The 21230-nt window shown below is 44.8% G+C and carries 21 protein-coding genes; 10 read left to right on the top strand and 11 right to left on the bottom strand.

The window, feature by feature from the left end:
* Position 1: 1 nt before the first annotated feature.
* The 4 genes from NL644_RS15025 to pspA form a co-directional block, all read right to left on the bottom strand.
* Complete coding sequence (locus tag NL644_RS15025; RefSeq protein ID WP_114322481.1) at positions 2–1033, bottom strand: efflux RND transporter periplasmic adaptor subunit; 1032 nt, start codon at positions 1031–1033, stop codon at positions 2–4.
* A 162-nt stretch (positions 1034–1195) separates the two neighbouring features.
* The gene (gene pspC / locus NL644_RS15030; RefSeq protein ID WP_181869454.1) at positions 1196–1585 is read right to left on the bottom strand and encodes an envelope stress response membrane protein PspC; all 390 of its coding nucleotides are present in this window, start codon (positions 1583–1585) and stop codon (positions 1196–1198) included.
* A complete protein-coding gene (gene pspB, locus NL644_RS15035; protein ID WP_005393293.1) occupies positions 1578–1811 on the bottom strand; it encodes an envelope stress response membrane protein PspB in 234 nt (77 codons plus the stop codon). Before pspB ends, pspC begins: the two co-directional genes overlap by 8 nt.
* 14 nt (positions 1812–1825) lie before the next feature.
* Positions 1826–2497, bottom strand: a complete 672-nt coding sequence (gene pspA, locus NL644_RS15040; RefSeq protein ID WP_114322483.1) for a phage shock protein PspA — start codon at positions 2495–2497, stop codon at positions 1826–1828.
* 232 nt (positions 2498–2729) lie between these two features.
* On the opposite strand from pspA, the gene pspF reads away from it, so the two are divergent.
* The 6 genes from pspF (at position 2730) to NL644_RS15070 (ending at position 9184) form a co-directional block, all read left to right on the top strand.
* On the top strand, positions 2730–3740 hold the full coding sequence (pspF, locus tag NL644_RS15045; RefSeq protein WP_005393296.1) for a phage shock protein operon transcriptional activator: 1011 nt from the start codon (positions 2730–2732) through the stop codon (positions 3738–3740).
* 205 nt (positions 3741–3945) lie between these two features.
* Positions 3946–5565, top strand: coding sequence for an ABC transporter substrate-binding protein SapA (gene sapA / locus NL644_RS15050; RefSeq protein WP_005393298.1), 1620 nt, complete (start codon positions 3946–3948; stop codon positions 5563–5565).
* On the top strand, positions 5565–6527 hold the full coding sequence (locus tag NL644_RS15055) for an ABC transporter permease subunit (protein ID WP_046874787.1): 963 nt from the start codon (positions 5565–5567) through the stop codon (positions 6525–6527). The genes sapA and NL644_RS15055 overlap by 1 nt, the downstream gene beginning before the upstream one ends.
* The gene (locus NL644_RS15060) at positions 6514–7401 is read left to right on the top strand and encodes an ABC transporter permease subunit (RefSeq protein ID WP_005378123.1); all 888 of its coding nucleotides are present in this window, start codon (positions 6514–6516) and stop codon (positions 7399–7401) included. The genes NL644_RS15055 and NL644_RS15060 overlap by 14 nt, the downstream gene beginning before the upstream one ends.
* Positions 7401–8396: an oligopeptide/dipeptide ABC transporter ATP-binding protein gene (locus NL644_RS15065; RefSeq protein ID WP_005378126.1), complete on the top strand. Its 996-nt coding sequence runs from the start codon at positions 7401–7403 to the stop codon at positions 8394–8396. The genes NL644_RS15060 and NL644_RS15065 overlap by 1 nt, the downstream gene beginning before the upstream one ends.
* Positions 8393–9184 carry an ABC transporter ATP-binding protein gene (locus NL644_RS15070; RefSeq protein WP_006742848.1) on the top strand — a complete coding sequence of 264 codons (792 nt, stop codon included), beginning with the start codon at positions 8393–8395 and terminating at the stop codon, positions 9182–9184. Before NL644_RS15065 ends, NL644_RS15070 begins: the two co-directional genes overlap by 4 nt.
* A gap of 82 nt (positions 9185–9266) precedes the next feature.
* Here the strand turns inward: NL644_RS15070 and NL644_RS15075 are convergent, their stop codons facing one another.
* Entirely contained in the window at positions 9267–9656 is a 390-nt protein-coding gene (locus tag NL644_RS15075; RefSeq protein WP_005378129.1) for a DUF2750 domain-containing protein, read from the bottom strand.
* A gap of 68 nt (positions 9657–9724) precedes the next feature.
* Positions 9725–10630 (bottom strand): manganese-dependent inorganic pyrophosphatase, encoded by a 906-nt coding sequence (locus tag NL644_RS15080; protein ID WP_005393312.1) that lies wholly within the window; start codon positions 10628–10630, stop codon positions 9725–9727.
* Positions 10631–10816: 186 nt separating this feature from the next.
* Here NL644_RS15080 and NL644_RS15085 point away from each other — a divergent pair, with 186 nt between their 5' ends.
* A complete protein-coding gene (locus NL644_RS15085; RefSeq protein ID WP_006742849.1) occupies positions 10817–12031 on the top strand; it encodes a putative manganese transporter in 1215 nt (404 codons plus the stop codon).
* 77 nt (positions 12032–12108) lie between these two features.
* Here NL644_RS15085 and NL644_RS15090 read toward each other — a convergent pair whose 3' ends face one another.
* From NL644_RS15090 to torE, 4 genes are all read right to left on the bottom strand, one after another.
* The gene (locus tag NL644_RS15090) at positions 12109–13848 is read right to left on the bottom strand and encodes a glycoside hydrolase family 36 protein (protein ID WP_114322485.1); all 1740 of its coding nucleotides are present in this window, start codon (positions 13846–13848) and stop codon (positions 12109–12111) included.
* 199 nt (positions 13849–14047) lie between these two features.
* Entirely contained in the window at positions 14048–16510 is a 2463-nt protein-coding gene (torA, locus tag NL644_RS15095) for a trimethylamine-N-oxide reductase TorA (RefSeq protein ID WP_005378138.1), read from the bottom strand.
* 26 nt (positions 16511–16536) lie between these two features.
* Complete coding sequence (torC, locus tag NL644_RS15100; protein WP_033905099.1) at positions 16537–17721, bottom strand: pentaheme c-type cytochrome TorC; 1185 nt, start codon at positions 17719–17721, stop codon at positions 16537–16539.
* A 50-nt stretch (positions 17722–17771) separates the two neighbouring features.
* Positions 17772–17951, bottom strand: a complete 180-nt coding sequence (gene torE / locus NL644_RS15105; protein ID WP_005378141.1) for a trimethylamine N-oxide reductase system protein TorE — start codon at positions 17949–17951, stop codon at positions 17772–17774.
* Between the two features lie 462 nt (positions 17952–18413).
* Here torE and NL644_RS15110 point away from each other — a divergent pair, with 462 nt between their 5' ends.
* A complete protein-coding gene (locus tag NL644_RS15110; RefSeq protein ID WP_048626226.1) occupies positions 18414–19226 on the top strand; it encodes an ABC transporter permease in 813 nt (270 codons plus the stop codon).
* Between the two features lie 366 nt (positions 19227–19592).
* A complete protein-coding gene (locus tag NL644_RS23055; RefSeq protein WP_254903806.1) occupies positions 19593–19718 on the top strand; it encodes a hypothetical protein in 126 nt (41 codons plus the stop codon).
* A gap of 83 nt (positions 19719–19801) precedes the next feature.
* Here NL644_RS23055 and focA read toward each other — a convergent pair whose 3' ends face one another.
* Complete coding sequence (focA, locus tag NL644_RS15115) at positions 19802–20662, bottom strand: formate transporter FocA (RefSeq protein ID WP_170902170.1); 861 nt, start codon at positions 20660–20662, stop codon at positions 19802–19804.
* A gap of 299 nt (positions 20663–20961) precedes the next feature.
* On the opposite strand from focA, the gene NL644_RS15120 reads away from it, so the two are divergent.
* Entirely contained in the window at positions 20962–21195 is a 234-nt protein-coding gene (locus NL644_RS15120) for a TIGR02647 family protein (protein ID WP_005378148.1), read from the top strand.
* Positions 21196–21230 lie beyond the last annotated feature (35 nt).

The following is a 21230-nucleotide window of genomic DNA, read 5'->3' on the forward strand; positions in this document are numbered from 1 at the left end:
ATTACAACCCTCTTTCCTTAATCCAGGCTCTTACCTTAATTCCGGGTTCAATTACACTAACACCAGAGATAATGATTTGATCGCCATCGTTAAGCCCAGCTAACACTTGGTTTTTGTCATTCATCTCAATAGCGGCTTTGGACACAATGCCTTGCTCGTCAACACGCCAAACGTATGTTTTTCCGTTCTCTTCTAGCAGCGCGGAATTAGGAATTTTTGTTGCACCAGCATTTTTAGATAGGAGGTAAGCATTGCCAGACATGCCCGGTAAAAGGCCTATTTCTGCTGGTCGCTCCATAACCATAGTGACTTTGTAACTACCGGTTTTAGGATCGGCTTCTGTATCGATTTCTTGAAAGGTCAAGTCAAATGACTGCTCGGGGAAAGCGTCAAAGACCATTCTGGCAGAGACATCGCTCCCCTGCGTGTAACGGTTTAGCAGATAGTCAGGGACTTGGAATATCACCTTAAGCAGTTGGTTGGATTGAATATTCATCACGCCTTCTTTTGCGGCGACATACTCATGGTTTTCTGCTGGAATATACGAAATCGTACCATTATATGGCGCGACAAGTTTGGTATACCTTAAATTTGCCTTTGCTTGATTCCACTGAGCTTTGGCTGAGTTGTGATTCGCTTTTGCCTCATCAAAGTCTTGTTCGGACACCACTTGGTCTTTACGTAACTTTTGGTATCGCTTGTACTGCACGTCTGCGAGCGCGAAATTTGCCCGAGCTTGCTGTTCAAGCAGAGCATATTCATCAGGGTTTAATGAAGCCAATACATCGCCTTTGCTGACGACTTGACCTTCATTCACCTCAATCGTTTGAAGAAGTCCAGGAACTCGAAACGTCAGTACCGCTTTATCACCAGCTTCCGTCGTGGCAGGAAAGTGTCGTTCAAATTGGGCATTGCCAACAGATACTGTAAATAGCTTTGCGGGGCGGGATTCAGGTTCTGGAACAGGGGGAAGTTCTTTACCACACCCCGACAACACAGCCGAGATGGCGACAGGAATGAGCAATCTTCTCATTACATTCATCCATAAAAAATTAAGGGATTATTTTTAAAGTAGATGAATTCTGGGCGAACTTCCAGAGTTGAAAAGATTAATAGTGCTTTAAAATTAGTAATTTGTGACAAAAAAGCAGGCTTTGCGCCTGCTTCGTTTAAATCTTCTTTGGATGCGGAGTGTTTAGAGCTTACTGAACTCCCGATTCACCCTATATGTATCAGACGTAACATACGCTTCCATGTTACGGATTTTGCCATCAAGACTGTCAAAATCGCGTTCCAACACACTGAGCAATTGGTCCGGACTTTGTCCTTTCTGCCAAGGCTTACTTTTAAGTGTGTGCTCTTGTTGCGCTCGGATATTTTCAGAATACGTCACTGGTTGCTTTTCTAACATAAACGCCATCGCGACGTATGCTAACAACACCAAAAACGTACCGCCCAACAGCGCTGCAGAAATCACTACAATACGAATCAACCAAACCTCTGCACCAAAGTAGTTGGCAATTCCGGCGCAAACACCGGAGATTTTGCCATTTACTGGGTCACGATACAGCTCTCGATTAGTCATACTTGCGTCTCCATGTTGGTGACTCAGCATCCAAGATGCGCTCCAATGTATCGACTCGGGACTGCATAGCTTCCGCTTTTTCAGATAGTACCTGAAGGCGCTCTAAATCTTGGCTCGACAGTGCACTATCTGTTTTGCGTTTGCTGCGATAGTGTAAGAAGAGCCATAGTGGAGCGACAAAGATTAAAAAGACAATCACTGGTCCTGCTATAAAAAATGCCGACATAAATGGCTCCTTTGTTATTTATCTTTCGATGACATCTGTTTTTTCAGTTTTGCCAACTCTTTTTCGATTTCGTCTTGAGCTTGAAGCTCTGCAAACTCTTGCTCTAGCGATTTTGCATTACCAGTTTGTGCGTACAAATCTGCTTCCGCTTCCATTTCATCCACTTTACGCGAGTACTGCTCAAACTTTGCCATCGCTTCATTAGTACGGCTAGTGTGCAGGTGTTTTTGCACATCACGACGGTTAGAGGCGGTTTGGTTACGAATTGCTAGTGCTTGCTGTTTTGCACGCGTTTCTGCAATTTTGCTTTCTAACTTACCGATCTCGCCTGTAAGCTTGTCGATCGTTTCTTCTACTAACGTCTGCTCAGTGTGAAGGCCTTTAATCACTTGCTCAAGCTTTTGCTTTTCAATTAATGCTGCACGAGCCAAATCTTCACGCTGTTTTACCAACGCTAGGCTCGCTTTTTGGCTCCATTCGCCAATTTGCTCTTCTAACGTTTCAACTTTACGAGCCAACTCTTTTTTGTCTGCAATCGCTTTAGCCGAGTTAGTACGCACTTCAACAAGTGTGTCTTCCATTTCTTGAATGATAAGACGGATCATTTTTTCAGGATCTTCCGCCTTGTCCAGCAATGCACTGATGTTTGAGTTAACGATATCTGCAAATCGAGAAAAAATACCCATAACGGAACTCCTCTTTTTTCCTATTAAAACTCGACAAGGTGGTGATTGACCTTGCGTCTCCCTGAATACATTACAAGTAGCATGCCAACTTAAAATTACATTTAAAATCAGTAGTTTATGCATTTTGTTGTCGTTATGCACTATTATGCTATGATGTTTTTCACCAACTGTTGGTGAAATTCACCAACTCCATATGTAAATCATGGCTCGGCTGTTAAATAAGAAGGACTTTATGAAGCAAAACCTGATTGGTGAATCACCTGCTTTTCTCGCAGTACTAGATAAAGTATCACAACTTGCGCCTATTGAGCGTCCAGTCCTCATTATCGGTGAACGAGGAACGGGTAAAGAACTCATCGCTCAGCGTTTGCATTATTTATCAAGACGTTGGGATAAGCCACTACTATCACTCAACTGTGCGACCTTAAGCGAAGGACTAATAGATTCAGAGCTATTTGGTCATGAATCCGGTTCTTTTACAGGTTCTAAGGGCAAGCATAAAGGACGTTTCGAACGCGCCGAAGGCGGCACTTTGTTTCTTGACGAACTGGCCACCGCACCACTTTTAGTTCAAGAAAAGCTGTTGCGTGTCATCGAATATGGTGAATATGAACGAGTTGGCGGTCATACCGCTCTCAATGCGGATGTTCGACTTGTTTGTGCAACCAATGCGGACTTACCAAAATTGGCGGAACAAGGCGATTTCCGTGCCGACTTACTCGATCGTTTAGCGTTTGATGTCATCATGCTGCCTCCTCTTCGTGAACGAAAAGAAGACATCCTCTCTTTAGCAGAGCACTACGCGATGAAGATGTGTCGTGAACTTCAACTGGAATATTTTGTCGGTTTTACCTCAAAAGCACAGCATTCGCTTCTTGAATATGAATGGCCAGGTAATGTCCGTGAACTAAAAAACGTGATTGAACGTGCTATTTACCAACATGGTCTCAGTGCCGATCCAATTGATGAACTGATTTTCAATCCTTTTGAAACAGTTTGGAATAACACGCTTGGTCATAACGCCGAGCAAGCCGAACAGCAGCAAGAAGAGGAAGCACCAAGCAGCGCAGTTCAATTCCCTCTAGACTATAAACAGTGGCAAGAAGAGCAAGACATCCACTTACTCAATCGCGCATTGGAAGAAGCCAAGTTTAATCAACGACAAGCAGCCGAGTTACTTGGTTTGAGCTACCACCAATTACGAGGGATGGTTAGAAAATATGGTTTAGTCGGGCAAAGCTAGCTAGGTCGAAGGTGCTTGATCGGTTAGCGAGCGAGTGACAGCGCTCTAATTTGTATGTCTTTCAAGCATAACACCTTACAGTGTATGGATTTTATGTTTGGAGCGAGTTCACAAAGGTGATAAATTAGCGAGATCATTTTCGCTTGTTAGCTCTGAAAGAGTAAGATCAAATGAAACAAGCAAGATCCAATGAACATTTCATATTATGAATGCTTTTATAAGATTATCGCTGAGCCTTATTGGGATTAGCCTACTGACCGCTTGTGGTGATGAAATTGACCACAATGACATTCGCAAAGCTGGCTTTGTGTTTTGCGGACAAGGTAAGCCAACTACGTTTAACCCTCAGCTTATTGATAGCGGTATTACCGCAGAGGCACTGAGCCCGCAGTTGTACGATACGCTGCTCACGCTCGATCCTAAATCACATCAGCCAGTAGCAAATATCGCTGAGAGTTGGTCTGTGAATGAGTCAGGAACGGAATACACGTTTAAGCTTAAACGTAATGTTCAATTCCAAACCACGTCCTGGTTCACTCCCACTCGCCCATTGAATGCAAAGGATGTGGTATTTAGCTTCAAGCGAATCATTGATGTAGACCATCCTTTTCACCAAGTAGGTGGTGGTTTTTATCCATGGTTTGCAGGGTTAGATTTTCAAAACCTGCTGCAAGACGTGACTGCGATTGACGAGCATACGGTAAGGTTTACCTTATCTCAGCCAAATTTTTCCTTCTTGGCAAATATTGCCACCAGCCATGCTGTCATATTGTCTGCGGAGTACGGACAGCAACTGGCAGCAAAAGATCATAAAGAAGAAATCGACCAACTTCCTATCGGTACCGGCCCATATCAACTAAAAGAGTACCAAGTGAACGACTTGATTCGATTAGAGCGTCATTCTAATTACTGGAAGTCACCAGCAAAAATGGAACAAGTGGTGTTCGATATCTCTCATCGAGGCACTGGTACCTTGGCGAAACTTTTAAGAAACGAGTGCGATGTGCTCTCTTCGCCTATTTCGAGCCAAATACCCGTTATTCAAGAAAATGACAATCTTGAGCTAACTGCTACGCCAGCCAACAACGTATCCTTTATTGCGATCAACACTGAAACGACGGCACTGAGTGATGCTCGCGTCCGCCAAGCACTTAACTTAGCGATTAACCGTCAGAACATTTTAGATTCGGTTTACTACGGAACTGGCTCGCAAGCTTATACATTGCTACCGCCTAATTCATGGGCTTATCAAAAGGACAGCGTAAAAATTCGTTATGACCGTAACTATGCATTAGCACTACTCCGTGATGCTGGCTATGAAGACGGTCTAGAGCTGACCATGTGGGTACCACTTGAACCACGCGCCTTTAACCCAAGTCCTCGTAAGACCGCGGAGCTAATCCAAGCGAATTTTGCCGATATTGGGGTTGAGTTAACGTTGCTAACCGATGATAGATTCGAACGTGTGGATTTAGAGAATATCAACGACATCGATTTACTTTTAACTGGTTGGATTGGTGATACCGGGGACCCTGACAACTTTTTTCGCCCGTTATTATCTTGTGAGTCTGATCGCGTTGGCCTCAACGTATCGATGTGGTGTAACGATGATTTCGATTTCTTGCTCGATTTGGCATTGGAAACCCAAGAACCGCGTTACCGTCTGAACCTATATCGCCAAGCGCAGAACATTTTAAATCAAGAATTCCCGGTAATTCCTCTGGCACATGGTGTGCAATTCCGTGTTCACGACAAATCACTGACAGGCTTCAAATCAAGCCCTTTCAATGCCCAACCGTTTGATAGAGTTGAGAGAATTCACTGATGTTTTGGTATACCGTTCGACGCTTTAACCTATTTTTCATCACTTTGATGATCCTCACATTAGTGGGCTTTTCTCTGCTGCGCCTTGACCCTCTCTCGCACTGGGCAAACGTTGATTTTTGGTCTGGTTGGCAAACTTACTTAATCAACCTTTCTCAGCTTGATTTTGGCATAAGTAAAAACGGCAACGCGATTTATGACGAGCTCGCCGTCGTATTCCCTGCCACTTTGGAACTGTGCTTTTTTGCCTTTTTGGTGTCCCTTCTGATCGGCATTCCACTTGGAACCGTGGCTGGGATGAAGCAAGGTAAATGGCTCGACACCAGCATTTCATTCATGTCGATGTCTGGTTATTCCGCTCCAATTTTTTGGGTGGCTCTGCTACTTATCATGGTTTTTTCATTGGAATACCAACTCTTTCCCGTGGCAGGACGGTATGACCTGCTTTACGAAATTGATCATGTAACCGGATTTGCCATTATCGACGCTTTCATGGCGAAAGGTGAATACCGCGCTCACGCACTGCAAAGCGTCATTGAGCATATGGTGCTGCCATGTTTGGTGCTCGCTTTGGCTCCAACCACGCAGGTTGTCGGACTAATGCGTTCTTCGGTGGCGGAAGTGATGAGCCAAAACTACATTCGTGCAGCGAGAATCAAAGGTCTCTCTAACCGCGAGATCGTAACTCAACATGTCTTGCGTAATGCGATACCGCCTATCATCCCCAAAGTCGGTGTTCAGCTTTCCAGTATGATTACCTTGGCTATCATCACTGAATCTATTTTTAACTGGCCGGGTATTGGTCGTTGGTTGTTAGATGCATTGGCAAACCAAGATTATGCATCAATCCAAGCTGGCGTGATGGTACTTGCGACTTTGGTTCTCACCGCTAATATTCTCTCTGATTTGATTGGCGCGATGATTAACCCTCTAGTTCGAAAGGAATGGTATGCTAACAAATAACGTTTATCAGGAAGAGCGCATTCCAACTCAGTTTGAGCGATTTTGGCGAAGTTACCGCGCCAACGGGCTAGCCATGTTTGGCCTATGGTGCTTGGTATTTATCGTCCTAATTACCATTTTTGCGCCACTGCTTGCGCCGTTTGATGCCCAAGCACAGTCAGGCGAATTGCTTGTGCCGCCATCATGGGCCCCAGCTGGAACGGTTGATTACTTTTTGGGAACCGATGACTTAGGCCGAGACATTCTGTCACGCTTGATCATGGGCTCTCAACTTACATTTGGTGCAGCCGTTGCCATCACTGCGATTGCCGCGGTCGTAGGTTGTTTGATTGGCGTATTAGCAGGTATGACGAAAGGCTTACTGTCGAGTACCCTCAATCACTTGCTCGATACTGTCATGTCGATTCCCTCGTTGTTATTAGCGATCATTTTTGTGGCATTTCTAGGTTTTGGTGGGTTCAACATTTTACTCGCGATCTGCTTGGCTTTGATTCCGCGTTTTATTCGCTCCGTTTATATCGCAGTCCACACCGAAGTTGAAAAAGACTACATTATGGCGGCACGTCTTGATGGCGCGAACGATTTCTACTTGTTGTGGAGTTCAATTCTTCCCAACATATTGACGGTCATTGCTGCTGAAATCACACTCGCGCTCTCTGCTGCGATTTTAGATATTACTGCGCTGGGTTTTCTTGGCTTAGGCGCACAAGCACCAAGTACTGAGTGGGGAGCGATATTAGGTGACTCTGTCGAGTTGATTTATATTGCACCTTGGACCGTAACCCTACCCGGCCTAACCATCATGTTTACCGTTATTACCCTAAACTTAGTAGGTGAAGGTGTACGTCAAGCGCTTAATGCGGGGATCGAATAATGCCGTTGTTAGATATTCGACATTTGACTATTGAGATCGAAACCCCTCAAGGGTTGGTCAAAGCCGTGGACCGAATGAGCCTAACTTTGAATGAAGGCGAAATTCGTGGTCTTGTAGGTGAGTCTGGTTCAGGGAAAAGCTTGGTTGCAAAAGCGATTGTTGGGGTAAGTAAAGATAACTGGCGCATTACCGCGGACCGTATGCGCCTTGGCAATATTGACTTGCTTCAGCTTACGCCAAAAGAGCGTCGACGTGTCATTGCCCGTGATATTGCGATGATCTTCCAAGAGCCATCAACCTGTCTTGATCCTTCAGAAGAAGTGGGACGTCAATTGATCGAGTCCATCCCATCTCGCGCGTTTGAAGGGAAATGGTGGGAGCGATTTAAATGGCGTAAAAAACAAGCCATCGCGCTTCTGCATAAAGTAGGCATTAAAGATCACAAGCGTTTAATGGGTAGCTACCCTTATGAACTGACTGATGGTGAGTGCCAAAAAGTCATGATTGCCATGGCGATAGCGACCAAACCAAAGTTGCTAATCGCAGATGAACCAACGAACGACTTGGACCCAATTACCCAGTCGCAAATATTGCGTCTGTTGAGCCGTATGAACCAGCTCAATAACACGACCATTCTGCTTATCGGTCACGACTTAGCAACCATCACACAATGGGCGGGCCGCATTACGGTAATGTATTGTGGTCAGTCGGTAGAGTCTGCCGATACCAGTAAAATCATTGCAGCACCCAAGCACCCGTATACAGATGCCTTGCTTAAAGCGATGCCAGACTTTAATGATTGGGTACCACACAAGCAAAAACTCCAATCCCTACCGGGCTCGATTCCGCCATTGCAGCATCTGCCAATCGGTTGTCGACTCGGTCCACGTTGTCCGTATGCGCAGAAACAATGTGTTGAAATTCCACACACCAGACGAATTAAGAATCATAAATTTAACTGCCACTTTCCATTGAACACGGAGAAAAAGTCATGAGTGCGTTACTTGAAGTCGATAATTTATCGAAGCAGTTTGTTACGCGCTCCCGACTATTCAAACGTCAGGTTAATGAGGCTGTCAAACCGGTGAGCTTTACGTTAGAGCCGGGGCAAACTATCGGTTTTATTGGCCAAAACGGTTCAGGAAAATCCACTCTTGCCCGTATGCTTGCAGGCGTTGTAGAGCCAAGCTCCGGAGAGATCCGTGTGAATGGCGAACGTTTGGAGCACAAAGATTACGCAACACGCTGTAAGCTCATTCGCATGATTTTCCAAGATCCAAACACATCGCTCAACCCGCGTATCCAGATTGGCCGTATTTTGGAAGGCCCATTAAAGCGAAACACCAACATGCCGCCAGATGCACGCATGCAGCGTGTGAAGAACACCCTACTCCGCGTCGGATTGTTGCCTGAACACGCCTATTTTTACCCACAAATGCTAGCGGCAGGTCAAAAACAGCGTGTGTGTTTAGCTCGTGCGCTTATTCTTCAACCTTCCATCATTGTCGCTGACGAGGCGTTAAACGGTTTGGATATGGCAATGCGCTCACAGATCATTAACTTATTCCTCGAGTTGCAAGAAGAGATGGGATTGTCATTTGTGTATGTATCTCAACACATTGGCATTGTTAAGCACATTACTGACAAAGTGATGGTGATGCATGAAGGTGAAGTGGTCGAGTTTGGCGAAACTAACCAGGTACTCACTAGCCCAGAACATCCGATTACTCAACGCCTAGTCGAAAGCCACTTCTATAAGGCGCCAAGCCACCAAACAAAATAGCCTATCAAAGATGTCATCGTTCAAATGTAAAGAAGCCTGCGTTAAAGCAGGCTTCTTTATTAAATGGACACGAATCGAAAAATTAGCGGCGGCTCGCTTGTTTGCGCAGTTCAAAATCAAACTCGTCAGGAAACAATACGACCCCTTCTTCATTTTGATTTGGGAATACAACAATCGATAGCTCGTCATCCTCTAGACCTGAGGTCCAACGACTGTGCCACTTGTTTAGAGAGATCGCTTCTGGCTCGCAATCTTCCCAATCACCATTCGCCCATTGCAAAGCAAACTCTTCGTTTGGCCATACTGGTACACAATCATCATCTTCTGTATTTAACATGACACAGCCATGTTCATCTTTCAGAATCCAAACTTTACGATTCGCCACAATCTCTTTTACGCAGTACTTTAAACGTTGCTCTTCGTTGTAACGATTGATGGTATCCATCTGCTCTTGGGTCAGTTGCTCAGACATATTCGTCTCCTATTTCCCATAGAAAAATGCCCGCAGCTAGGCGGGCATTTAAAGTATATGCTAGAAAATTAAGCTAGCTCAGTTTGAAGCCAAGGCCAACCTTGCTTCTTACGGCTTAGCGTGTTTTCCATCATTAGCATGCCGTCTTTTTCGTGCTTAACAAGCTTCTCAGCCCACTCACCTTTGTATAGAAGACGAGTTTGAGCAGTCGTGATGTCTGTTAGCATTACAGCAGCAAATGCAAGGTTGTCTTTTTCGCAACGCGCTTCTAGATCCGCTTCTAGTGCTTCGATCATACCGTCAACTTGCTCTAGTGTTGCAAGCTCAACCTGACCTACTACTACGTCACGACCGTTGAATGGGTAACCTTTAAGGTCTTTCTCAACAAGCTCAGCAGCAGATAGACCTTCGATGTTTGTCTTAGCAATTAGAAGATCTTTAGTGAATGCGTCAACATCTTGTACGTCTGCGATTACCGCTAGCTCAGCAACGGCATCTTTGTCTTTTTGTGTACAAGTTGGAGAAGCGAAGCCTACTGTGTCAGATAGAATTGCTGACATCATTAGCTTAGCGATTTGTGGAGTAATCGCGTGACCTTCAATCTTGAACATGTTGAATAGAACAGTGTTGGTACAACCAACAGGCCAGATCCATGCTTCCATTGGGTTTACTGTCATCACGTCACCTAGGCGGTGGTGGTCAACAATACCCGCAATTTCAGCTTCTGCGATATCGTCTGGTGCTTGTGCTAGATCTGAGTAATCTACTAGCCAAACGGTCTCACCCGCAACTGATGTGCGAAGCTCAGGAACTTCAGCGCCAGCAACTTCTAGGATGTGCTGAGTTTCACGGTTGATTTCACCTTGGCGAATTGGCATAGCTTCAACGCCACGCGCTTTTAGAAGTTCAGTTGCAACGAGTGCACTACAAATACTGTCACTGTCTGGGTTCTTATGACCTACAACTAGAATCATGTTTCTTCCTATTCAAGTCAATTTTATACGCCGCCTAATACAGTTAATTAGGGCGTGTTTGCTCACAAAGGCCGATACTTTACCTGATTTCAGAGAGTTTGACACGAAGAAAAGTTCACAATGCTATTGCGAATAAATCTCATTTACATACAATGGTAATTATTCCCATTTGCATTTGAGTAAACGATGAACGCGACCCAATTTTTACACTCTGCACAACAGTTGTTTCAGCCTACTCAGTTTCGTTTAGCTTATAAGCGATTGCTGATCCCTATCGTCATGCTCATTTTGCTAGGCAATGAAAATACACGTGACGTTGCCGTACAGACGCTATCCGACTCATTCTGGGCGGTGTCATGCTATGTTGCCGCCACCTTGGCAATTTATCATTATCTTTCAAACTTTATGTCGAAAACCAATCGAATCACCGAGCTATACCACCGCTCGCGTAATCATCAGGTTTTCTTTGCTTCTTTATTGGGCGCTTTGCCTGGCTGTGGTGGCGCTATTGTTGTGACAACGCAATTTATTAGTGGTCGAGTAGGATTTGGTGCGATTGTCGCGGTACTTACTTCAACAATGGGTGACGCTGCCTTTTTACTTCTTGCCGCCAAACCAAGTGTTGGATTAGGCGTGGTTGGATTAGGCATAATCGTGGGTACTCTTTCAGGGCTGGTCGTTAATGCTTTTCATGCTGATAACTTTCTGCGCCCAGAGCCAAAAGAAGCACTTCAGACACATGCTTGTTGCCAACACCAGACAGACCGACACACGCCTCTTGAACAACGTGCAATCAATCTACAAGGCGCATTTTGGAAATGGCTTATTGTACCTGCTAGTGTCGTTGCTGTGTTAATGTCTTTCCAAATCGATATTAATCAGCTGTTGTCTTTGCAGGCCAATACCATTGAATGGCTGGGCGCTATCTTCGCGGTGATCACAATGTCGTTGTGGGCGATGACAAAAGAGCTCGGCGATTATCAGTCAACGGTCTCTGAAGATGAAAAAATCGTGGACTCACACCCGATTCAAAAAGCAGCCCAAGATACGAATTTCGTCAGTGCTTGGGTGATCGTGGCGTTTCTGGCGTTTGAACTGACAACCTATTTTTCTGGAATCAATCTCGTAGAAACCTTTTCTCATTGGGGAATTTGGATGCCATTAGCTGGCTTAGCCATTGGTATGCTACCTGGTTGCGGACCGCAAATTTTAGTCACTAGCCTATACATTTCTGGTGCTGCTCCACTGTCCGCGCAACTAGCCAATGCGATATCTAACGATGGTGACGCCCTATTCCCCGCCATTGCAATGGCACCGAAAGCCGCTTTGGTCGCGACTATTTATTCGTCCATTCCTGCTTTTATCGTTGGATACGGGTATTACTTTTTATTCGAGTTCTGACGCTCAGGACGTCAAAACGAAAAAGGAGCCACAGTAGGCTCCTTTCTTGTTTTTATAATCGAACGATTTGGTTCACGTTATGCCGTGACGATCGCTTTCGCATTTAACCCTTTATCAACGCTAACCATTAATAACTGACAAGGTTCTTGGTTTAGCTTTTCTCCTGTCCAGTAATCATACCAATCCATCGGTTGATCAGACGTCAGCGTAAATTCCATCGCCCCGTAGCTGGCATAGTTAAACAAGCAGTGAAGGTCATTCTTCGTCGTTAGTTTTAAAAACGCATGATTTAAACTCAAAGCCGTGAACTTTGCTGACTCTTGGTTACGTTGTTGACGTAGCATGAGCTTAGCCAATGTCTTCTTTGCAAATGGCGTAATCTCAGGGAGCGGATCGCCAGACAGCAGCAAACCACCACACGCCAATAACACCGTGCGATGAAATTCATACTCTTCTCTGGATGCGGCTTGATTAGCTAATGACGTGAATGTCGCGCAATCCGGATCAATTTGCCACAGTTTTCGATGCTGCCAACTACGGTAAAAGGTTTCTTTGGCTATCTGCTCGAAACGACGACTATGGCGTTCTACGTCATCAGAAACACGCATTGCATCCACAAGCCCTAGAGATGGCCACATTGGCGCGTTGCAACCTAAAAGCCACGCATCACCAGCGCCTTTAGCAATCGCTTCCATTCCTAAGCGATACGCCTCAACGCCTGTAATACCAGATTGTTTACGCACACCTTTCAAGGTGCCCCAATAGTTCGCGTCTAGCTTGAACAATTCAACGCCCCACTCTTGTCTCATGACAGAGACCACATTCGTCAGATGGTCTTGCACTTCTGGATTTGAGGTATCGAGTATGTACCAAGGCGTGCAGCGCCAACCACCGTATGTGACATCTTCTGCTTTAAGTAAGCTTCCATCTTTGTGACGAACAAACCACTCTGGGTGTTGTTTGAAGATCTCCGACTCAGGTTGAGCAATAAAGGGTGCCATCCAAATTGCCGGCTTTTTGCCTTTTGCACGGATACTATGAATGAGCTCTTTCACACCACCAGAAAACTTATCCGATGGGATTAACCAATCGCCCATAAAGGCTTGATAGCCATCATCCAGAAGTACCCACTCTAGGTCTTCAAGCTTATCTTGCATGCAATCAACGTTCTGCATGATGTTTTGCTCTGTCACGTCTGCGTAGTAGGCATACCACGAACACCAACCGACAGGCGCATCTTGTGTCACACCTTGGCGAACAGGATGATGCTCTGCAATCATCTCGCCATAGATTTGATAAAGCTCAGACAGAGATTGGCCACAGAGTACCGCCACGGACTCAAGTTGATTACTTTCCCAATCCGCCACTTGAGTAAACTCACCATCAATCGCGGCCGATAAAACCCAATGTCCATCACGCAGGACAACATCAAAATAGCCCGCAAAACGGTGACATGAAGTAAAACCAAACAAGGTATAGCCAGCCGAGCCTTCCACCACTAAATAGTTGTAGTAACGCTTAGGGGCATCTTTGGGATAGATTCGATAAGAAGGGTTGTTGTCTGGACAGCGACCAATCTCAACGGGATGGCTAACCGTTCCCGCTGTTTGCGCTAGCATTTGGAAGCCATCACCAATCACGTTGGCCTCGTGCTCGTATAAAAACGGCATCTCGAACAACACTTCACGGTCGGTAAACGTTTTATTGTGAAGCCCAGCAAAAGAAAAATGTAATTGATTACCCTCAACTTCAACTTGGAGGTCGTTGTTATTCACAGTGATCTCAATGTGATTTGCCAATTGAATGCTCTGAGCCATAAAGAGTCTACTCACTTAATTATTATTGTTTAGCTTGGTTCATTATCCCCTGCTTGTCCCACCCAATTCGTTATCGACGTCACGAATCCTACTGTCGTTTAGCGTCACAAATTTATTATTGAGATAACGCTCACTGAAATTTTGGTTAAAAAAATACCAGCCCGAAGGCTGGTATTTCGATTGATGTGAATTGCATTAGTTAAGCAACTTCGATTGGGCCACCGAATGAAGTCACTGGCGGTACTTTGCCGGTGAACTTCTCGAAGTCTACGATACATGTGTTCGCAGAAGTCGCCTGCGCAAGTTCAGAAGAGCCAATGTCTTGCGTTAGCGTGTTAGGGTCACCGTAAGTACAGATTGCGCCCTCTTTCTCGTTTAGAGGACCGTACCATGCACCTTCTTCGATACGGATAACGCCACGTGGGTAGCTGTCAGTAAGAACAGCACCAGCTAATAGCTGACCACGACCGTTGAATACGCGCACTAAGTCACCGTCTTTGATGCCTTTCGCTTTCGCATCCGCTGGGTTGATGTAAACAGGCTCACGACCTTGCACCGCGTAAGTTGCACGGAACTCTTCAGATTCACACATTTGAGAGTGCAGACGCTTGTCTGGGTGACAAGACTGCAACCAGAATGGGTATTTATCTGAACCAGGGCCACCGTGTGAACGCTCTGATTTTTCGAACCACATTGGGTGTTCTTGACAGTGTTCGTAGCCGTAACGGCCGATCTTACGAGACGTGATCTCGATGAAACCAGACGGCGTACCTAGTGGGTTAAGCTCAGGGTCTTTACGGAAGTCCGCATGACGAACCCAAGGTTTACCTTCACCGAAGTCTAGTACGCTCTTCTCCCAGAACTCGTTGAATTCTGGCATTTCAAACTTACCTTCGTTCGCTTTCTTACAATCGTTGTAAAGGCTTTCGATCCATTCCATCTCGCTCATACCACGAGTGTATTCTTCGCGGCGACCAAAACGCTGAGTTAGTTCACTCATGATTTGGAAGTCAGGCTTAGATTGGAACAATGGATCGACGAGACGATGCATTGCAATCAGACCTTTGTTCGAGTATGAACCGTATACGTCGATGTCGTTACGTTCCCATTGCGTACACGCCGGTAGAACGATATCTGAGAAACGACATGTCGCAGTCCAAGCAAACTCGATCGTTACAACCGTTTGAAGCTTGCGGAACGCTTTCTTCATGCGGTTACGATCTTGATGGTGGTGCCATGGGTTACAACCCGAGATAACCATCATCTTGAAGTCTGGCAGTTTCACTTTACCGCCGTTGTAGTTGATCTCTTTGCCAGGCTCTAGCAGACAGTCGATCCAACGTGCAACAGGGATAGTACGACTGTAACCGTTAAAGTCGTTGTTGTCCCACTTCGGTTTCATACCTTGGTCAAGGTTACGAGGGAAACCACCAGGGCCCGCGAAACCAGTAGAAGGCACACCGATACTTGAGTAATGGTGACCGTAAGAGATACCACCGCCAGGTAGACCGATTTGACCAACCATTGCAGCAACCACAGCCGCTGCCCAGTATGGCTGCTCACCGTGCTCTTGACGCTGGATACACCAACCCATCAGGATCTGTGTACGACCGCTGACTAGCATGCGTGCGAATTCACGGATCTTGTCCGCTTTCACGCCACAAATCGCTGCTGCCCATTCAGGCGTCTTCTCTACTTTGTCTTTTGTCTTACCTTGAACGTATTGAATGAACTCTTCAAAGCCTAGACAGTAAGTATCAATGAATTTCTTATCGTACAGGTTTTCGTTGTACAACACGTGTGCCACAGCGAGCATGAACGCTACGTCTGTCAGCGGGTTGATGTACAAGTGATCGTTCTCTAAGTAGCGCTGAGTTTTGTTCTTCACTGGGTCTACAGATAGAACGTTGATCTCACCTTTTGCCACTTTTTCTTTTAGTTGTGCAAGGTACTTAAACGACTCATGCGTTTCACAGTTCCAACCTACTTGAAGGTTTTTCACTGGGTCGTTAGCCCAAAGAACGATGTTGTCAGAGTTTTCTAGGATCTCAGACCAAGACGTACCTTGTGCATAAACTTCGGTTGAGCCTAGCACGTACGGCATAATGGTTTGACCTGCACCCGTCGAGTAGTCACCTACTTTAGTGATGAAGTTGCCATGCATACCTACTGCACGTTGCATGTGCGCAGTACAGTTGTTAAATGAACCCGTTTGGTTCCAACCTGTTTGACCTGCATGCAGCGCCCATGGGCCGTAGTCTTTTTGAATACGTTCTAGTTCGCGATAAAACAAATCTAGCGCTTCATCCCAAGTTACTCGGATGAAACGGTTGTTACCGCGAGTATCTGCGCTGTATTTATGTTTCTTCAACCAATCTAGACGAACCATTGGGTAACGAACACGTGAAGGGCTGTAGATAATACCCTTAATGCCGTTCAACATTTCTGTTGGGTTTTTGTCTAGCTCTAGCGGCTTGATCTCTTGAACTTTACCCGCGTAGATGTGGGCGCGAAACGCGCCCCAGTGAGAACCGGTTACTTTCCAAGTACCTGTCGTCTCAACGGCATTTGCAGAGGCGGACGCCAATAAGCTAGGACCAATTACTGACGCTGCACTTGTGGTTGCTACACCTTTAAGAAAACTTCTTCGTGTAATAGCCATTTAAAATTACTCCAATCCGACGCTTATTAGTGGTGACCTTCAGCATAATCTGAAGAGTGTTTCTGTAGATACTTCAAGATCAGTGCTTCACTGTCTGTATCTAGGTTAACGAACGCCAACATACCGTCGAACATACCTGGCCAGGTGTTCGCGTCGAAGTGCGCTTCCGCAGGTTGAGTGTGACATACAGAACAATTGGTCTTGTAGGCTTCACGAGATTTTTCCCAAACAGGATTGATGTCGTTCAGCATAGACTCTTTCTTAATCCATACTTTCGCCGCTACTTTTTCCCAAGGAAGGCCTGTTAACTCATCCACTTTTTTCTCACCAGTCGTCACAATGCTGCTGTCTGTTGCTGCTTCTTTCATCAGAGACGCAGTCGCAATGTTCTTACCGAAGTCTTCTTGAATTACACGACCAAAACCTTTTGCTTTGCGCCAACCGTCAATTTCGATCTCAACAAACTCGCCTTTGTCTTCAAGAACTTTAACGGTCGATGCTGGATTAAGAAGACCAGCTTCTTTACTGCCTTGCGCATCAAAGTAAATTGGTAGGTGACGAACGCTCACGAGTTGCTGACCAACGCCGTAATCTGTGTTAGAAGTCATACCCTCTAGATCACCCACGATACCGCCAATGCTGTCCATGCCTGCTGGTAGGTTGTGCGCAATACCCTTGTGACAGTCAACACAGCTTTGATCTTTCTCAGCGGCTTGCTTCATTTGGATACGAGCCGTAGGAGACATTTGCTCGAAATCCATCGATTCGTAGTTGTGACAGTTTTTACACTCCAGAGATTTGTTTGCCGAGAAACGATCCCATTCGTGTTTAGCAAGTTCGATACGACGCTCTTCGAACACACCCGGTTCGTCGTAGTTGCCAAATACTTGTGCAAATACTTCTTTAGAAGCTTGCATCTTACGAGCGATCTTATCTGTCCAGTTATGTGGAACGTGACAATCAGGACAGGTAGCACGAACACCAGAGTGGTTTTTCCAGTGCACCGTTTCTTGTAGCTCAACGTACACGTTGTCACGCATTGTGTGACAACTAATACAGAATTCTTCTGTGTTGGTTGCTTCTAGAGCGGTGTTAAAGCCACCCCAAAAGATAACACCAGCAATGAAGCCGCCCATAGTCAGCACACCTAGGCTGATATGTACAGCTGGGCGCGTCATGGTACGCCACAGTTTAATGATTAATGATTTCATTATTTGCTCTCTTAAAATCTTTTCAAAAGTGTGGTTATGAGCTCACAGGCTTACATGCCGTGCGCGCCTGGAGGTCCAAAGAAGAACACTTGCAACATCCAAACGATGAACCCGTAACCGCCGACAAAAGCCACACTCAGAATTGGGAAGAGAACAACTGCAATGAAGAGGAACGACTTCCACTCCAGGGAGCGTTTTTCACCACTCTCAATTTTATTAACATCACTCATACATTTGCCTATTTTGTATCTAGTGTTATTGAAAAGCCCGCGTAACCAAGCTTAAGTTTTTTACAATCTCTAATGGAAAATGTTAGACCATACTAATAGTAAGGTTCAATCAAATAAGAGCTCTCAGGCCTTGTAATTCAACACTTTTTTGAGCTCATCCAGAGATGTGATTGATTGATGTTATTTATTAAAAAACATGAACAGATGTGACAAAATAAGTCTTTTAACCAATTGTTAAAACAACAACATTTAACAAACATAAGTTACATTTGGATAGTAATTAACGGGTCATAAATTGGCTTAAAAACCCGTCAAAAGATAATCAATTGTAAATAAAATGATGCAAAATAATGACGAGAATAGCGCTAAAGGTTTACGTTGAGAACATCAAAAAATGCACATTGATGTTCATATAAAGGAGGGGCTTAGTTACAATTATTCGCGGATTTTCGAGGAGCGATTATGGATAGCGTGGTGGATATAAGTTGGGCCAAACTGGCATTGTTTGGTCTGATTTTGTTGGTTCCCTTCTTTATTAATGCCCGCTACAAATTAGGGATTGCGAAAGACACAATAATTAGTGTTATTCGTATGACACTTCAGCTCATATTGATTGGCGTGTATTTAGAATATCTTTTTCAATTAAACAGCTTACTTGTCAATATACTTTGGCTTGCCATCATGTTACTGATTGGCGCAAGCTCAATTGCAGGAAAAGCTCGCCTGCCTAAAAAGCCACTTATGCTTCCTCTTCTTACAGGCTTAACCTGTGGTCTAATTCCACTTCTTATAGCGATTACCGCAGGCCTAGTGCAGCCATCCCCTATTTACAACGCCCAGTACATGATCCCACTTGCGGGCATGCTATTGGGTAACAGCTTAAGTAGTAACATCATCGCACTGCAGAATTTATTTACGGCTTTTGAACAGAGACAATCAGAATACGAGGCTGCTATCTCACTTGGTGCCTCTCCTCGTTATGCATCATTCCCCTTCATTCAAGAGGCCCTTAGAAAGTCACTTGCTCCAACTTTAGCCTCTATGGCCACTACAGGGCTGGTTACCTTGCCAGGCATGATGACTGGTCAAATTCTAGGTGGCGCAAGCCCGATGGTTGCAATTAAATATCAGTTGGTGATTATGCTGGCTATTTTCGTCATGTTGAGTACCTCCGTCGCTATTACGCTGGAGATGACACTGAGCTGGGTACAAACGAAAGAAGGCCGGATCAAAATAAAAATCCAACAACCAGAACCTACCAAAACTCATAGATAGTTTAAGCGTGTGAACAAAGCCAGTGAAAGGGCTTGTATTATCAAGTCAAACGCACTTTTAACTGAATAACTCATTCATTCTTTCAACATTCATCAAGATGCTTTCTGGAGAAAAGTCAGACAGAATTCTCTCGAGTATAAGCCTCTAATTTTATGAAATTTTCTTTGCAAGTTTAGATACGCACGGCCTTTGAGACAGGTTATCCACAGAAAATGTGGATAAACACCCTAAACCCATACGCAACCAGAAACATAGCAGCATAAGTGATCAATCTAATCGTCATGCTTTGATCACTTGTCTGACATATTCTAATTTTAAAGTAAAGATAGTGACCACAAACTTGGAGAGACGTACATGGATGTCTTAATGATCAAAGAAAATTACGATGAACTCCTATCCGATGCACCTCTGGACTGGCTCGTTCAAGAACCAAAGGAAGTGACTTCTCATTGGCTCCCAACCGATTTTGGCATCAATGAAGAGCTGATTTAACTCTCTCGATTTGTGTTAAACTTATCGACATGAATAAAAGAAAGGCGAACCATTTGGCTCGCCTTTCTTTTATTCTTTTAGATTTATCGCAAATGCTTGTCTTCATCACGTAGATAAATCATCCAATACCACATACCAACGAATACACCGCCACCAATGATGTTCCCTATCGTTACAGGGATAAGGTTATTTACGATGAAACCCATCATGTTTAAGTCCGCATAGTTTGCAATATCCGCCCCTGTCATTTGCCAAAATGCTTCCGGTGCAAAATATTTGATTCCAATCGCCATGGGTACTTGGAACATGTTCGCAATACAGTGCTCGAAACCTGCCGACACGAACATAGCCACTGGCAGAATCATGACCACTATTTTGTCAGTTAATGTACGTCCACTAAACGTCATCCAAACAGCAATACACACCAGCACGTTACACATGATGCCAAGCGCAACTGCAGCAAAGAAACCATGGTGCAATTTATGTTGAGAGATAGCCATCGCGTTGAGGCCAACTTGGCCGTGATCAAACATATACTGCTTGGTGACCAACATGCATGCTACCAACAAAAGAGCACCAACCATGTTGCCGAAATAAACTACAAACCAGTTTTTGATTAGCGCTTGCCACGAGATCTTTCCACTCGCTCGCGCTACCAATGTTAATACTGAGCTAGTGAAAAGCTCACCACCTGTAACGACAACAAGAATCAAACCAAGACTGAAGGCTAGGCCACCGATTAGCCTAGTAATACCCCATGGAAGGTCGCCTGCGCCTGTTGTCACCGTGGTGTAAAAGATGAACGCAATACCAATATGAAGTCCGGCAGAAATTGCCAATAAAAAAGATTTGATCGGTGCTTTAGTTGCTTTACCTACCCCCACTTCAGCCGCGCGTTCCGCAGCCTGAGGCGGTAATAGTGAGTCAAACTGATTGAAGTTCATTGTGGTGTAACATTTAGAAACAATTAAAGAGGCGCGGATAATCGCTCCATTTCCCTACTTTTTCAAGCGCTATTTAACATGTTTACTAAAAATGTTGTTATCGAGAGATCAACCAATAAAGGTCAACTATCATTAGCAATCGTAACTATCATTGATACTTAACAAGTATTCTGCCTTTCGAACAAAGATCCTGCGTTATATCAGCCTGATAGCGCCATACTTAACACTTCTTATCGTTTAATGTTGCTCAACTCTTCTTTTCAGACTAGCTTGGTAAAAAAAGCGTAAAGGAATCATTTATGAAATATTCAGCTGAACATATCGCCGAATTGAACCTACTTCTTCAGTTCGACTTAAGTAGTGCTGCAACTGGTATTAAAGTTCATACAGACGCGTCAGAAGAAATGCAGGCAGCCGTTGCTCGTCTATACGAGAAGCAACTTTGTACACAGCCTGATGGTGGTTATTTAACAGATGAAGGTATTGAAGTCGCAGAGCATGCAGATAAGATTTTAAGAGTCCTTTCTGTGTAATTTGAACAAAAACGCCACCGAATTCGGTGGCGTTT

The organism is Vibrio sp. Y10_XG_PY6, assembly GCF_024181795.1.
Lineage (GTDB): Bacteria > Pseudomonadota > Gammaproteobacteria > Enterobacterales > Vibrionaceae > Vibrio > Vibrio diabolicus.